The 14,049-nt window shown below is 62.8% G+C and carries 11 protein-coding genes and 1 pseudogene; 6 read left to right on the top strand and 6 right to left on the bottom strand.

Going from position 1 to position 14,049, the window contains the following annotated elements:
• Positions 1-67 precede the first annotated feature (67 nt).
• The gene (locus HHUB_RS01015; RefSeq protein WP_059055381.1) at positions 68-409 is read left to right on the top strand and encodes a DUF7565 family protein; all 342 of its coding nucleotides are present in this window, start codon (positions 68-70) and stop codon (positions 407-409) included.
• Between the two features lie 325 nt (positions 410-734).
• On the opposite strand, the gene HHUB_RS17610 is transcribed toward HHUB_RS01015, so the two are convergent.
• From HHUB_RS17610 to HHUB_RS00980, 6 genes are all read right to left on the bottom strand, one after another.
• On the bottom strand, positions 735-1,076 hold the full coding sequence (locus tag HHUB_RS17610) for a hypothetical protein (protein WP_370683901.1): 342 nt from the start codon (positions 1,074-1,076) through the stop codon (positions 735-737).
• A 252-nt stretch (positions 1,077-1,328) separates the two neighbouring features.
• Positions 1,329-1,856, bottom strand: a complete 528-nt coding sequence (locus HHUB_RS01000) for a sugar phosphate nucleotidyltransferase (RefSeq protein ID WP_082687140.1) — start codon at positions 1,854-1,856, stop codon at positions 1,329-1,331.
• A 422-nt stretch (positions 1,857-2,278) separates the two neighbouring features.
• On the bottom strand, positions 2,279-5,347 hold the full coding sequence (gene csg / locus HHUB_RS00995; RefSeq protein ID WP_082687139.1) for an HVO_2072 family ArtA-dependent S-layer glycoprotein: 3,069 nt from the start codon (positions 5,345-5,347) through the stop codon (positions 2,279-2,281).
• 320 nt (positions 5,348-5,667) lie between these two features.
• Entirely contained in the window at positions 5,668-6,942 is a 1,275-nt protein-coding gene (locus HHUB_RS00990; RefSeq protein WP_059055373.1) for an RNA-guided endonuclease InsQ/TnpB family protein, read from the bottom strand.
• Positions 6,939-7,319: an IS200/IS605-like element ISHhu1 family transposase gene (gene tnpA / locus HHUB_RS00985; protein WP_059055371.1), complete on the bottom strand. Its 381-nt coding sequence runs from the start codon at positions 7,317-7,319 to the stop codon at positions 6,939-6,941. Before tnpA ends, HHUB_RS00990 begins: the two co-directional genes overlap by 4 nt.
• A gap of 992 nt (positions 7,320-8,311) precedes the next feature.
• Positions 8,312-11,950 carry a type IV secretory system conjugative DNA transfer family protein gene (locus HHUB_RS00980; protein ID WP_059055369.1) on the bottom strand — a complete coding sequence of 1,213 codons (3,639 nt, stop codon included), beginning with the start codon at positions 11,948-11,950 and terminating at the stop codon, positions 8,312-8,314.
• A gap of 308 nt (positions 11,951-12,258) precedes the next feature.
• On the opposite strand from HHUB_RS00980, the gene HHUB_RS00975 reads away from it, so the two are divergent.
• The 5 genes and pseudogenes from HHUB_RS00975 to HHUB_RS00960 all read left to right on the top strand — a co-directional run.
• Complete coding sequence (locus tag HHUB_RS00975) at positions 12,259-12,561, top strand: hypothetical protein (RefSeq protein WP_059055368.1); 303 nt, start codon at positions 12,259-12,261, stop codon at positions 12,559-12,561.
• Entirely contained in the window at positions 12,562-13,074 is a 513-nt protein-coding gene (locus HHUB_RS00970; RefSeq protein ID WP_059055366.1) for a hypothetical protein, read from the top strand.
• Positions 13,061-13,195: a DUF7558 family protein gene (locus HHUB_RS17660; protein WP_449271430.1), complete on the top strand. Its 135-nt coding sequence runs from the start codon at positions 13,061-13,063 to the stop codon at positions 13,193-13,195. The genes HHUB_RS00970 and HHUB_RS17660 overlap by 14 nt, the downstream gene beginning before the upstream one ends.
• A gap of 48 nt (positions 13,196-13,243) precedes the next feature.
• Positions 13,244-13,843, top strand: coding sequence for a DUF7437 domain-containing protein (locus tag HHUB_RS00965; RefSeq protein ID WP_059055364.1), 600 nt, complete (start codon positions 13,244-13,246; stop codon positions 13,841-13,843).
• Positions 13,840-14,025 (top strand): annotated as a pseudogene (locus HHUB_RS00960) (hypothetical protein); the annotation flags it as partial. The gene HHUB_RS00965 and the pseudogene HHUB_RS00960, both read left to right, overlap by 4 nt.
• Between the last annotated feature and the right edge of the window lie 24 nt (positions 14,026-14,049).

Below are 14,049 nucleotides of genomic sequence, written 5' to 3'. Positions count from 1 at the left end.
ACCGAGCACGAGCCCGGAGAGCCGCCCAAGCAAAGCTTTAATCTACGTTATCACGATAGGATTCGCTATGTCTGCGTGGGAGTGTGGAATCGTTGACTGCGGGATCGTATTCGACACCGTTGAGGCGCTGCTGGCACATCAGGTCACCGACCACGCGAGCCACGAGTGTGAGATCTGTGGCGGCCACGTCCCGGAGGGGTACTTCGCGATCAAGCATGCATTTCATAAGCACACGCGCGCGGAGTACGTCCGGTTCTACGATGCGGATGCGGCCGCTGTTCGACGCCGCGAACGCATCCTCGACGCCGTAACCACGGCCGTCGATCCAGCGGCACTCGACGACCAGCTGGATGACGCCGACCGCGCTCCACCCACTGACGACGGCGGCACCAACCTGCTCTCCCCCTGAGCCAACTGCAAAGCGGACTGATTCGGGTCAAATACGAGCGCAGTCCACGGACAAGAAGAGGGGAGAGGGGAACCGCGGTAGTCAACGAGACACTTGGCCTGCGTTGCCTGAGGCTACTCACAGTCAAACACAGTAGCCTGCAGATTAGCGTCCGTCAAGCCAATGACCGATGTCCGCGAGGAGACTACGGCCCGCCTCAACAACGACTCCGAGCTGGCCGGTGCGCTTCCGACACCCGTCGAGACCGACCACAAACAGGAGAAGGCGACATTCGACGACAGCCCACTTGGGTCGGGGACGTTTGGCGAACTCGTCGCTCACGACATCATCGTTGAGACGGCCGCTGGGTACCGCCTTGCGGACCGGCACGCCGTCCGCGTGGCGCTCGGGGATATCGAACCCACAGACAGCGACGACACCGCAGGCCGGTTCCGGGCCCCACATGTCGCGACTGGACGTTCCCCGGCACGTACTGGGAGCTATCACAGCCTGCTTGCTCGTCGTCGTCGCGTTCCGCGTCTTCGTCTACCCGCGCGTGTTCCGCGGCGAGCACGTTGTCCTGCTCGGCAACAACCCCTACTACTACCGGTATCTCGTTCTCTCGATGCTGGATGCCGGCGCCGGCGCCAACGCTCACGTTGTCACCCACGGTCACCCCGCTGATCACTGCCGCCTGCGAGTGGACGACCACGTCGTCCCCGACCACGGTCTCGTCAGCGATGACGGCTGAGTCGTCGATAGCTGCGTGCTGTGGCTGTTCGGGCTCGCGGTCAGCAATGAGCGCGTCGTTGACAGTGAGGAGGCCCCACGGTTCCGAGACGTCGAGCCAGCGGCCACGGTACTGAACGGCGCGAATCGGCTGGTCGTCTAAGCGCAGCGAGAGCGTGTCCGTCAACGCCTGCTCGCCGTGACTCTCGGTCTAGCGGGTCGCGAAGATGCTCGGGTCGAACGTGTACACGCCCGCGTTGATGAACTGTGACTTCGCGAGTTCGGGAAGCGGCTGCTCCTCGATGCCGGTCACGCGTTCGCCGTCGAGTTCGACGACGCCGTACGAGCGCGGGTTCTCGACAGACATCACCGCCATCGTTCCCGGCTGTGTTGCGAGACGCTCGACGAGCGCGTCCGTGACGTAGACGTCCCCGTTCAGCACGAGTGCGTCCTCGTCGACGAACGGTTCGGCCTGGCCAACGGCGTGTGCGGTCCCCAGTTGGTCGGCCTGTTCGACGTACTCAACCAGGAACCCTTGATACGTGTCGCCGACGCGGGCCCGAATCTGGTCGCCTTCATAGCCGACGACCACGACGTAGCCGTCGACGTACGGCGCGGCGGCGTCAAGCACGTGCTCGCGAATCGGTTTCCCAGCGACCGGCAGCAACGGCTTCGGTCGCCCATCTGTTAACGGCCCCATGCGTGTCCCCTGCCTGGCAGCGATACCGATAGCCTGCATCGGCTCGTGTGTGAACCCGAACTACCCACCCGTAAACAGGGAGGATTCAGCGTGGACGCCCATTCTGACCGATCCCTCACAAGAGATTTCTATCCTCCTCGGGCTGAAGGCGGTGGAATCCGGAGCAGTGGGCGTTTCAGGTTTGTAGTCTACTTATCGGACTTCTAGTTCTTTCGGACTCAGGGAGGTCCATAGGCAGTTGAATGGCCGGTTGTTCCACGGAATGACGGCACGCATCCATACCGTGAACGGCGTGAGATTGCGCCTGTTCAGCCGAGACGGCCAGGTTCACCGGAGTGCCTGGGTTCATGCTGCGGCGGTTAGCGAGGGCTGTGCTCGGCTGGAAGCGTCGTACGTGAACGAAAAAGGTGTGGTGGGTGGGACTGCGGTGACCGCCTTACGGGCGGTCAGGTCGTGATTCGTTAGTTCTGGCGGAGCGCCAGCAGCGCGGCGCCGAGCACGGCAACGAGCGCGATGCCCATGCCGAAGCCGGGGATGCCGCTACCGGATCCGTCTTCAGACGTTTCCGTGGCCGTTGCCGTTGCAGTTGCGGTTTCCGTAGCGGTTTCCGTCGCCGTAGCGGTTTCCGTCGCCGTTGCGGTTTCGGTCACTTCCGTCGTCGGCTGCTGGGTGGTCTCTTCGACTTCCTCGACGATCTCGATGTCCTGACGGTCGGTGTTGTCACCGTCGTCGGACTCGAGCGTGTACTCGCCAGGCTCGACGTTCGCGAGGCTCATCTCAACGGACCACTGCCCGTTGCTGCCCCACTCGTCGGTACTAGCGAGCGTCACCGAGTCACCATCCTGGTCGAGCAGTTCGACGGTGATGGTGTTGTCGTCAGGCTGGCGGTTCGTCTGGCCCTCGACCGTGAGCGTGCCGCCGGCTTCAACGCCGTCGACAGACTCGATGGTCGTGAGCGCGCTCGCGAGGCGGAGCTCTTCGGTGACGATCAGGTCGTCGCTTGCCGTGTCGTCAACCGTGTTCGCGAGAATCTGCTCGCGAACCTGCTCCCCGCTGCTGGAACCACTCGCCCAGCCGTCTTCGCCCTCAATCTGGGTTTCGAGAGCGGAAGCAGACTCATAGGTCCCGCTCTCACCGAACGTACCGTCACGGCCGGACGACAGAATATGGGCGGAGACCGTGCCCTCATTCAGGTTGCCGAGGCTGAGACCGTCGTTGTCAAACATGCCGTCGTTGTCGACGGAGATCGTGTGCGCGACTGCCTGCCCGCGCTCGTCGACGAACGCAACAACGAGGTTGTCCTTGCCAGGCGCGGTGCCCTCAACGCCGACCTCACCGTCTTCAACTGCGACCTGGCCGTTGTAGGTCTGGAACGAGCCGTTGAGCTCGGTGTCCGTCACCGTCAGCGAGGAGATGCTGCTCACACCACTGTTGAACTCGGACGTGGTGAGAGTCGAGTCAATGGCCCCGTTCCCGTCGATGTCAGCGTCTTCCGAGCTGATGACGCCGAGCCGGTACGAACCCGGCAGCGAAAGGAGATCGTTACCCTCGTCGCCGTCCTCTGTAAGGACGACGCCATCCTCGGTGAACGTGTCGTCGCTCTCAACTTCGATCGAGCGATCGCCGTCAATTTCGACGAGCTGGAAGTCGTTGTTGCTGCGTGCGTAGAGGGAGACCTCGTCGATCCCAGCGCTCGCCGTCCCGTTCACAGTCCTCTCGGAGCCCACAACGTACGCACCAGTCGGACTGTCCAGAGAGACGGTGCCCTGGGTCACGTCGAACGACTCGTCGTCGTCCGTCTCCAGGCTCTCGAGCTCGGTCGCGTTGCTGAGCTCGCCGTCGTCGTTCACGTACGTGTCCTCAGTAGTGGACGCCGGGTAGAGGTCAACGTCAACGGACGCGTCGTCGAGGTGCTGTGAGTTGATGGAACCGACACCGTTGCCGCCGTCAATCTCGACGATCGCGTACGCGTAGTTGACGTCGTCGATGTCGACGTCACCAGCGTTGCCAGCCGTGGTCGGGCCCCCGTCGGTGACCACGCCGGTTTCGCTGGTGTCACCGACGTTCCGCAGGATGTTCGCCGCGTTGCTCGCGGAGATCCCGTTACGGAAGTCGTCAGCGTCGATGGTGACCGCGTGGAAGTTGCCTTCCGGACTGTTCTCAACCGTGTACTGCAGGTTCTCACCCTGCACGACCTCGTCGGCCGCCAGGTTCAGCGACGCCGTCTGCGACGACGAAATCGTCACGGGAACTGTCTCCGTGGCGTCCCCGAAGTCGAGGTCGTCAACGCCCTCGACGGTGAACGTGTAGTCACCGGCGTCCACAGCATTCGGGTTGATGTCGATGCGACCGTCGCCGTTCATCGTGTCGGTGCCCTCGACGATTTCGTCGGTGACGTCGAGGCCGTCCTCATTTTCGACGATCAGCTCGATGTCTTCGGCGTTCTCGTAGTTGTACTCCACGTAGACCGAGGCGTCGTCCTGATTCGTGGTGAGGATGCCACCGCTGACGTCTGACTCGGCGTTGTTCTGGACTTCGAGCGTCGTCACGCGCGGGGTTTGGACGGTCACGCGAAGGCCACCGTCACCCGCTGCCGGCCCGTTCAGATCGTAGGACCCAGTTGTCTGGTCCTGGGGGATCGGCATCGCGAGCGGGACCCCCTCGTCGGCGCCGCTGGCCCGTTCGAGTGACGTGGCACTCACGTCGTTCCCGTTCTCGTCAACGAACTGGATGTCATCCTCGCCCTGAAAGACCGTCGCCCCAGTACTGACATCCCCTTCACCAGTAGAGGTGTCCCACGGGTTGTCTCCGAAGTCGAGCCGGCCCTCGTAGGTCTCTCCACCCGGATCCGAGGTGGTTGGGTTAGTGGTCGTGGTGGGGTCTGAAGTGGTTGGGTTAGTAGTCGTGGTGGGGTCTGAAGTGGTTGGGTTAGTAGTCGTCCCTGGGTCTGAGGTAGTTGTCGTTGGGTCCCCGACGGTGACAGTCGCGAATGCGTCATTCGAGGAGGTTGTTCCGTCGTTTTCCTCGTAACTAGCCGCGATATCGTAGTAGCCGGCCTCAGCCGGGGCGTCCGTATTCATGTTCAGGACAACCTCGACGTCACCGTCCGTTTCCGGTGAGGTTTCGATGGGGAGAGTATCGTCAACGCCGTCATTATCAGGGCCGTCAACAAGATTTTCGCCGCCATCGATCTGAAGGTCATCGTCGTTGGTAAACTCGAGGTCGGCGTAATTGTACGAAAGTCCCTCCGCGAACTCATTAGGGAAGTTAACGCGGATTGTGTCCGTATCGCCGGACCCATTAACGTTTGCGACGGTGAATCTGAAGTTGTGTCCGTTTGTTGTCTCGCCTGTAGCGACCTGTGCAGGATCCACGGCAGCACCTGTAACCGTGCCTGAGTCGTTGGCGCCGCCAGTAATATCGCCGGCGGCAACAGCCGTTCCCGTGAACGCGATGCCGGCCGTGAATACGGAGCCGATCATTAGCGCAGTGAGGAGGACTGCGCGGAGTTTGTCTGTTGGATGTTCCATAGTTGTTGTCGGTTGTGACTGGACTGGTTCCAGCCGGACCCGACGACCGCCGCCACCGAACCAGGTGGGTTGGTGGCTTCTGCGGCCGCCGTTCGGGTAGGGGCACCTGGGATTGTCGGAGCGACCCGGGAAATGCTCTCTGGCCAATATATATTATTTATATTTCCTCTATACTTGAATTATATTTTGTCATGGTGAATCGGAACGACCTACAGGAGGTTCAAGACCGATTGTGACGGGCCCACGCCCGCCCCACAGAACGACACCCATTGACATCCTCCCCGCGCTAAAGCGCGAGGATTCCTCCGTTGGGGGTTCGGCTACCGACCCACGGAGGCAACTTGCGGGTTTGTGCGCACTTCTTTAGGACTTTCGTGAGGGTGTGGTTTCCCCGACCAATCGTGGTCGTCCCACTCGAATCGCACGGGCCGTGCCATCGGCCTGACTTCCGTACCGCTGTTTTCCCGAAGGAACGTCTCTGACGCCGTGAGGTCTGCGTGTCCCTCGAACCCACACGGACACGTCAGCGTATCCTCATGGCGAACCGTCTCCTCGTGGTCGCCACACTCGGGACACGTCTGACTTGTCCACGCTTCCGACTCGACTTCGAGGCTGATGCCGTATTCCTCACAGACACACGCGAGACGGTGGATGAACTTCTTGAACGCCCAGAAGTTGTGCGTCTTCTCGTTCACCCTGACCGACCAGTGCGTTTCCAGCACGTCGGTCAAATCGCCCACGTACACCGTCGCCACGCCCTCGTCGTACAGCCGTTCAACGAGGTCGCGCACCAGCGCGTTCTGTGCGTGGTCACGGCGCTTCGTCCGCTGTCGATACAGCCGTCGAATCCGCTTGGAACTGTAGCGTCCCTCGCGGAGTTTCGACTGCAGGCGGGCGATTTCGTCAGTCGTCTCACGGAACCGTCCGAACAACTCCCGACCGTCGTAGAGGTACTGGTTCCCAGTAGTCGTAGAACAGGCGACGAGGTTGTTTGCGCCAACGTCGAGGGCGGCTTCTTCCGAAGCCAGTGGTGAATCCAGTCGAGAATCAGGGACTGTGACTGGTTGGAAAGCCCTGAACGTGTCGCTCACCCCGTCGTACTCAAGTTCCAGACGACCCTGTTCGCCGTCCCACTTCGGGTTGCCTCGGACTTCGAGACGGAGGCGTTCGTGGTAGCCGAGTCCGTATTCGTCTTTCAACTCTTGCCCAACGGGGAGTTCGAGACGGCTACGCTTGCCCCACTGAATCGTGTACTGGTTGTTTCGGATGTAGGTACGGAGTTCTCGTCCATCCTCCTCGTTGCCCCAGTACGACGGTGGGTTCGCATGCTCTCCGTTCTCTTTGAGCGCGAAGAACGACCGCCACGCTTCGCTGTTCTTGCGCGTGACCTGTTGAACGGTCGCGCTTCCGACGACACCGTTGTAGCGTCCTCGGTACTCGGAGGTGTCCCACACGTCGCCGTCACCGAAGTAGTTCTGACGGCGTTCGTAGGTGAGTTCGTTCCACAGGGAGGCGGAGGCGTCGAGTAGCCGTAGAAGGCACTCTTTGTCGTTCTCGGTCTGTGGCACGACCTCGAAGGTGTTGACGCGCTTCATTCGTCACCACCTTCCTGTTCAGCGATGTACTGTTCGACAGCGCCCTTCGAGGAACTACCCGCCGTACCGACGTAGTACGAACGAGTCCACTTCACGCGGTCGTCGTATCGCTGGTTATACTTCCGCGCCGAGATGCCCTTGACCCAGTTGACGATGAGTGACGGGGCGTTCTTCGGTGGACTCCCGATGAACAGGTGTACGTGGTCGGGCATGACCTCGGACTCGGCCAGTTCGAGGTCTTTGTCCTCACAGATTTCCGTGAAGATGGTTTCGAGACGGTCCTTCGTCTTCCCCGTCAGGGGCGAACGCCGATACTTCGGCACGAACACTATGTGGTAATAGAGTTCGTATTTCGCGTGACGGGTACTCTTTACCATCTATGTATACTATCATGGTCGGACCGGTTAAAAATTGTGTTGGAACCGCGTCTATGCCATCGACGGCGGTTGAATACTGTTGGTCGGCTTCATCCCCGCCCTGAAGGGCGAGGCTTTCGCCTTGAATTTTCCGTAATACGCCCCCTGAACGCGCTGTTCTGGCGACTACAGAGACCACGCCCTCCGCAAAGAACCCCTCATTGAATCGTCTGTAGTTCTGCTGGGGTGGACAACAGAGTCGCTGGTCGGCATTCATGTCAGTTGAGATGTGGTCGGAGCGGGTCAGCTTGGGAGGGACACAGTGCGTAGTGGGATGGACAGGTGGACGGTATCGCGGATGCTGCAGTCGAAGCTGGCTGTGAGCGACGCTGACAGCGGGGATACCGCCAGTCCGTGTCGGGCCGTCCGCGTTGATTGTACAGCGACGTCCCTTTCGCTGCGGCCGCACAGTCAACCAACCCGGAGTGCAAGCTGGTGGCCTCAACCGCGAGGACGACGTGTTTCCCCCTCGAAGTGTTGTACAGAACCACGCCGTCTGGGGATTTTCGAGTCGCCGCTCCCGAGTCGTCGAGACGTCGTCGACAACCGTGTTCTCCCTCGAATCAACTCGCCGTCCCCGACTTTCGGCACTCAGCGGTCACCCCACGAAGCGCGACGGAAATGATACTACACAGACACATACCGGTAGAAGAGCCCTCCACAGCGACTGTACAGAGCCAGCCCATCGGGCGATTCGCACGCTTCAGCAAAACGTCTTCGTTCACTAAGAAAAACTCGCCAGACATTTCTAACCCGCCGTTACACCCCCTGAAGTACTGACTCGCCAGCCAATCAGTCACCGAATCCAGCCCGCCAGCACTCCCCGCTCGAACTGTGGTGGTCCGCACACTATCTAGGGCTGTTCTTGCGGACGAGCGCGTCTCTGTAGCCTGCCACAGCCACCAGCCGTCGTCGGAGCCAGTCGAGCGCCCCCCATCCGAATGGCGGATGGGTTAGCCGGGACGAGTTTCGTCGAGGAGTGTGTCGCGGGCGTATTCGAACGTGTAGACGTCGGTCAATCCGGGCGTCGCAAGGCTGTATCTGCGGGGGGCCATGTTTTCGCTGTACGTGCGGGGCACACGAGGGGCACCATCTGGGGGGTCGTGGAGCGCGCGGAGGAGGGCGGCGGCGTCGCTGCGGGTTTTGACGAGCCACCACGCCTGCTGGGGGTCGCAGGCGGCCATCTGGTCGAAGTCGCGGGGGATGGCCTCACCACGATCGTTGTTGATGCGTTCGGCTTCCAGCGTCGCCACAACCGTCCCATCGGCGGCGAGGACGGCAGCGTCGAGGCGGCCGTCCTCGAGGCCGTAGTAGCGCTGGACGCGGGCCCCAGGTTTGTCGGGGCCGACCAGCTCTTGGGCGAGGAGGCGGGCGCCGACGTCGACCATGGCGACGTGGAGACTGGATTCGGAGAGGTCGCCCGTGCCGTCGCCGTGGGCGATGCCTTCGCGGTGGCCGACGTCAATCACGTCCCGGCCGTCGGGGGTGACGGTGTACAGTTTGTGGGGGCGGCGACAGTCCACGCGGAGGAGGCCGTCGTCGACCAGTGCCTGGACGTCGTCGGCGTCAATCCCGACGTACGCCTCGAGGTTGGTCATTGAGTCCCAGACGATGTCGTACTCCAGTTCGCGGTCGAAGCGCTGCTGGTGGGCCATGTAGACCGCCGTGAGGAAGCGCAGTTGGGCATCATTGTAGTCGCTGGCGGCGCGTTCGCCGCTCGTGAGCGTCAGATCCAGCGAACAGATCGGAATGTTCGCGCGGTCAACTTCTTCGAGCGAATGGTGACAGTCGATGGCACGGCGCAGCCCCTCGGGTGTCGAGGGGTATTTCGTGCCGTCGTCCCCGCAGGTCTCACAGACAATCGGGTATGGAGATTCGTCGATGTACGTGAGACACTCGGGAAAGCGCTCGGTGTGGGGGATGGTGGCGGTGGCGGCCGGGCGCGTCGACCCGGTCGCGTCGCCGTCGTCGACGGCCGCGGGCTCGGTACTCCCGCTGGCGGCACGCCCGACAGGAACGCCGTACTCGTCGCGAGTGCGGGTTTTGGCCGTCTGGACGGCGCGCTCGAAGGCGCGGCTGGCGCGCCCCGTCAGCGGCTGGCTGCCCTCGGGGTGGCCGGCGGGGAGCGGCGGCGACGTCACGTGGAAGGGCTGAGGTTGGCGTTCGGCGAACGGCGCCGCGGGGCTGACGAGCCAGTCGCCGCGCTGGAGGTCGTGGAGTCGCGTCTCGATGCGGTCGGCGCTGTACTCGCTGGTGGCGAGGCGCTCCGTGAGGCGGCGGTCAACGCCGATCTGACCCGTGATGATCGTGCCGACATCGTTCAACAGTTCGGCGTACACGCGGGGGTGGGAGTCGCGCAACTGTTCGGGGAACTGCATCGCCAGCGTCACCCCGAGATCGAAGCCGCGACCCTGCGAGAGCAGCGTATCCAGGATGCCAGTCGTCGCGAGGTCGGCGGCTTCCTCGATGTAACAGTTCACGAGCGGGAGATTCGCTCGCTCCGTCGTTGCCTGCCGGCGCTGAAGCGCACGCCACAACTGCGAGAGGATGGCGACGGCGAGCAGCGTCCGGGAGCGCTCCCCATACCCCTGGAGGTCGACGATGATGACGCAGTCCTCGTCGAGCACGCGCCGGAGATCAAACTGCTCGTCAGCGTGCGCTTCGAAGAGGGGGGCGAGGCGAGCGTCGTTCGTCGCAGTCCCAATCCGGCGGGTGGCAGCGCTCATGATGCTGTCGAACGTGTTGGGGTTGTTTGCGGCCGTGCTCGCGAGTTTCTGGTGGAGCGTGCCATCCGAGACTGGCGGTGGATTCCTCGTCTCGTGGAACTGTGTGGCCGCCGCCAGCAACTCCTGCTGGCTGATGCTCTCACTGCCATGCACGGGGTCGAACAGCGCACGCACCAACTGCTGGATGACCTCCACAGCCGCCTCAGCACTGTAGAACTGCTCGGGGCCCATGGCGGCGGCGAGCAAGTCAATATAATGTTCGGCAATCGTATTGACGGCCCACTCGCGGTCCAACCCAGCGTCGAGGAGTGGCTTGATTGTCAGGAACGGGAGTGCGGGCAGATACTCCGTGCAGTCGAAATAGTGGACGTCCTCCAGCGTATTGTAGCGTTCGTAGTGGGTTTTGGTGTATGCTTCGGGGGCGTCGTCGCCTTTCGCGTCGATGTAGACGGTGGCGCCGTCGGTGGCGGCGTGGTTCGCGAGCTGCATGCGCTGGCCGACGGCGGTTTTGCCGGCGCCTGTGGACCCGAAGAGTGCGGTGTGGAGCGGCTGCACGGCTGGTGGGAGCGACAGCATCGCGTCCAACGTCGTGCGGTCGGCGGTCTTGGGGTGACCGACGGTCATGCCGGGTTCGTCGAGATACCGGTCGAGAATGGTCCGAGGCGGGAGTTCGATGCCCGTACGATCCTCGGGCGTCGGTTCAAGCGCGCGACTCGCAGCCGGGCTAAGCGTGGGCCCGTCGATGACGCAGAACGCCCCGACGGCGGCGGGGTCGGCGACGATGGCTGGACTCGCGTTCTCGACCCACGGCAGCATGTGTTTGCGCCGGCTCGGACTCGTCCTTGTGGTTCGGGTAGAGATGGTGTCGAGGAGGTCGCGAGCACCGTCGCTATTTGGTGGGTGCGTCGTGGGTGTGACGCGGTAGTGGTCGCCCCGCAGAGCCTGGAAGCCCGAGGAGATCGCGTCGATGGTCGTATCAGTAGTCGCCGACTCAGGCGCGATGGCCACAGCGCGGGCGTTGACGACGAACGACTGCCGCGTGTCGACGGTCTGGAGCGCTTCGATGCGGCGCGCGTTCGACGGCGCCACCGTCGAGTCCTCAACGCGGCGGCGCGCGTCCCGGCCGGCGGGCGTAGCGGCGTCCCGACGACCGGCGTGCTGGCCGGTCTCCGAATCATGGCGTCGATACGAGGGAGACCGGGTTGTGTCGTGGTCGGTAGCCTCCGTAATCGTGTCCGCGATCCCGCCGAAAATCGCCTGGCCGAGTGCGTGACGGCGCAAGTCACCGTTCAACTCCAGATCGATGATGCGGTCTTCTTTCCGCTGTGTCCAATCGGCCTTTGGCGTGACCAAGATCTGGACGAGTACGGGGGCGTCGGTCGTTGCGAGGCCATCAACGAGGTCTGCGAGCGGCCAATCACCCTCGTGGTCGCCGGCAAAGGTTTCGAGCGCTGGGAGTGGCGTCTGCCAGTCGTCGGGGCGGTCGCCGACGCCCTGCCACTCAATGCCCGCGACCGCGTCGTCATCTGTAGCGTCGTCAGCGTTCAGTTCGGGTGGACTGTCGAGGCCGAGTGCCTGCTGGTAGGAAGTCGTGGTTTCGACGAGGTCGACGGACGTCGGAAGGGACTGGCGGAGCGTGCGTTTGACCGGCTGGAGGTCGTCGCCGCCGACGTACCAGTCGATGTGGCGGTCGCCGGTCGGGCCGGTGTCGCCGGTCGCGACGAACAGCCACTCGTAGGTCGGCGTCTCGTTCGTGGTTCGATGCAGCCGCGTGATCGAGCGGGCGACAGCAGCTGGTTGGAGCGGGTCGGTGCTGGGCTGGACGTGGAGGTACTGGCGGTCGGTCGTGAACTGCTCGGGGGGCATGCGTTGCGAACAGGGGGACTTGTTTGGTGGGCGATACGTGGTGTGTGGGTATGTGGCACGCAGGTAGTTGTACGTTTGGGCTAGGTGGAATTTAGCGTGTTAACCAACAATATCCGTGTTGTCCGGCGACTGTTGGTTAAGACTGCTCGTGCGTGTTGGCGGTGTCGAACGCTTGGGTTGCTCGACGTTTCATAGCTGGGAGACGAGTGGTGCCCGCCTGCAGCGGCATGTGCGTCGGCCAGTTCTTCATGATGTTCACATCGTACACACGGCAACGACTAAGTGAGTTGGCTCACACTGTACACATAATGAGTAGCGAGAAGAAACGCGTCCAGTTTCGGGCCCCACACCGACTGATTGACCGAGCCGATGCGCTCGCGGACGTGCTCGGGGAAGACCGGACGGACATTCTCGTGACCGCGCTCCGCGAGTATCTCCAGGAGGCAGCCCACGACGACGCACTCACGCAGGAGATCGCGGCCGCCTACTACGACAACGAGATCTCCTTCGAGCAACTGAAAGCGCTCGTCGGCGCCGAGGAAGCCGCGAACCTCCGCGTGTTGAAACAGCAGCTAGACGACGACTTTCTCGACGAGGTCGCCGACGCATAGATGGCCCAGCTTGTCGCAGACGCCTCCGCGCTCGTGAGCCTCGGGATTGTCGCTGAGAACGATCCCGACCCACTCGGATGCTGTCTGTCCCGCTACGACGTCATCGTTCCGACGGCGGTCATCAAGGAACTCCAGGAGATCGCCTCCTACGAGGACGAGCATGGACGTGCTGCAACCGCTGTCCTCGACCGAACTGATGCGTTTACAACACGAGCGGTCGACCTCGACGGCGAATTTCCACTCGACGATGGCGAGAACGCCGCTGTCACCCTCGCGAACGACCTCGACGTCTCGCTGTTGCTGTGTGATGGATTCACCCAGCTCGGCCTGATTCATGCCTCGCTCGTCGATACCCGACTCGTCACGACGCCAACGCTGCTCTCAATCCTCGTTCGAACCGGGCAGTTGTCAGCGGCCGATGCCCGGACACGTCTCGACGAGATAAGCGACGCTCGCAGTTGGGGCGCGAACAGCTACGTGCAGCGGGCCCGGTCGTTACTTGCGGAGGAGTGACGCCGAGGCTGTCGCTGTCCGGTCCCGGTCAACGTTGTGCGCCCGCGATAGTTTAGTCGGACTCGCAACGTACTGGACGCGCGACCGGGAGGAGCATCTCGTTGCGACGCCGGCGGAGTGACCCAAACACTATTTACTGTTTCGCTGTAAACTGTAATCAAGAACCACCGTGTCACGCACTTCAAATCGCGCCGACGGCGACATCGTCCAGGACTTCCTCGCGGTCGCCGATCTCCTGGAGGAGCCACAGCTCGCCCAGCTATACGCGTACCTCACTCGGGAGGGGGAGGCGACTGTCCAGGACGTGATGGATGACCTCGAGCTCGCACAGGGAACCGCCTACAGCTACGTCAACCGGCTCGTCGACGCCGGCGTCCTCACCGTCACCGACGACGAGCAACCACGCAAGTATACCGGCCGAGAGATCGACCTAACCGTGACGACCGCCGCGGGCGACCGCGAGTACACGATCACGCCGGCACTGATCGACGCCGTTGGCCGCCGCGAGACGGACGCCGACATCGACACCTACATCGACCGACATGGCGTCGCCGGCCTCGCGACGGCGCTCACCTACGCGGTTGCTCGGGAGCGCGGCGAGGTGACCCACCGACTGATGGCGGAGGACCTCGACATCTCGCCGCTGGCTGCGGAGATGATCCTCCAGGCGCTCCGGCCCGTCGTCCACGAACACTACGACATCGAGGAAGCAGGGGCGGGACTCGACGAGTTGGATATCGACGACGGCGACGGCGCTGACGACGCGTGAGCCGGCTCCACATCGCCGACACCGGCCTGTTCGTCGCGATGGGGCACCCCTCGAACAACCGGTACAAGGCTGTTCGGCGGTTCGCTCGCCGGAACGACGTCACCTACCTCCTCCCTGAACGAGTGTACGAAGAGTTGACCGTCGACGATCTGGATGTCGAAAACCCGCCCGTCGACGCGGCCCCGTTGAATACCTATTAATCAGGT

It is taken from the genome of Halobacterium hubeiense (assembly GCF_001488575.1).
Lineage (GTDB): Archaea > Halobacteriota > Halobacteria > Halobacteriales > Halobacteriaceae > Halobacterium > Halobacterium hubeiense.
This window is presented reverse-complemented; position numbering and strand designations above follow the sequence as displayed.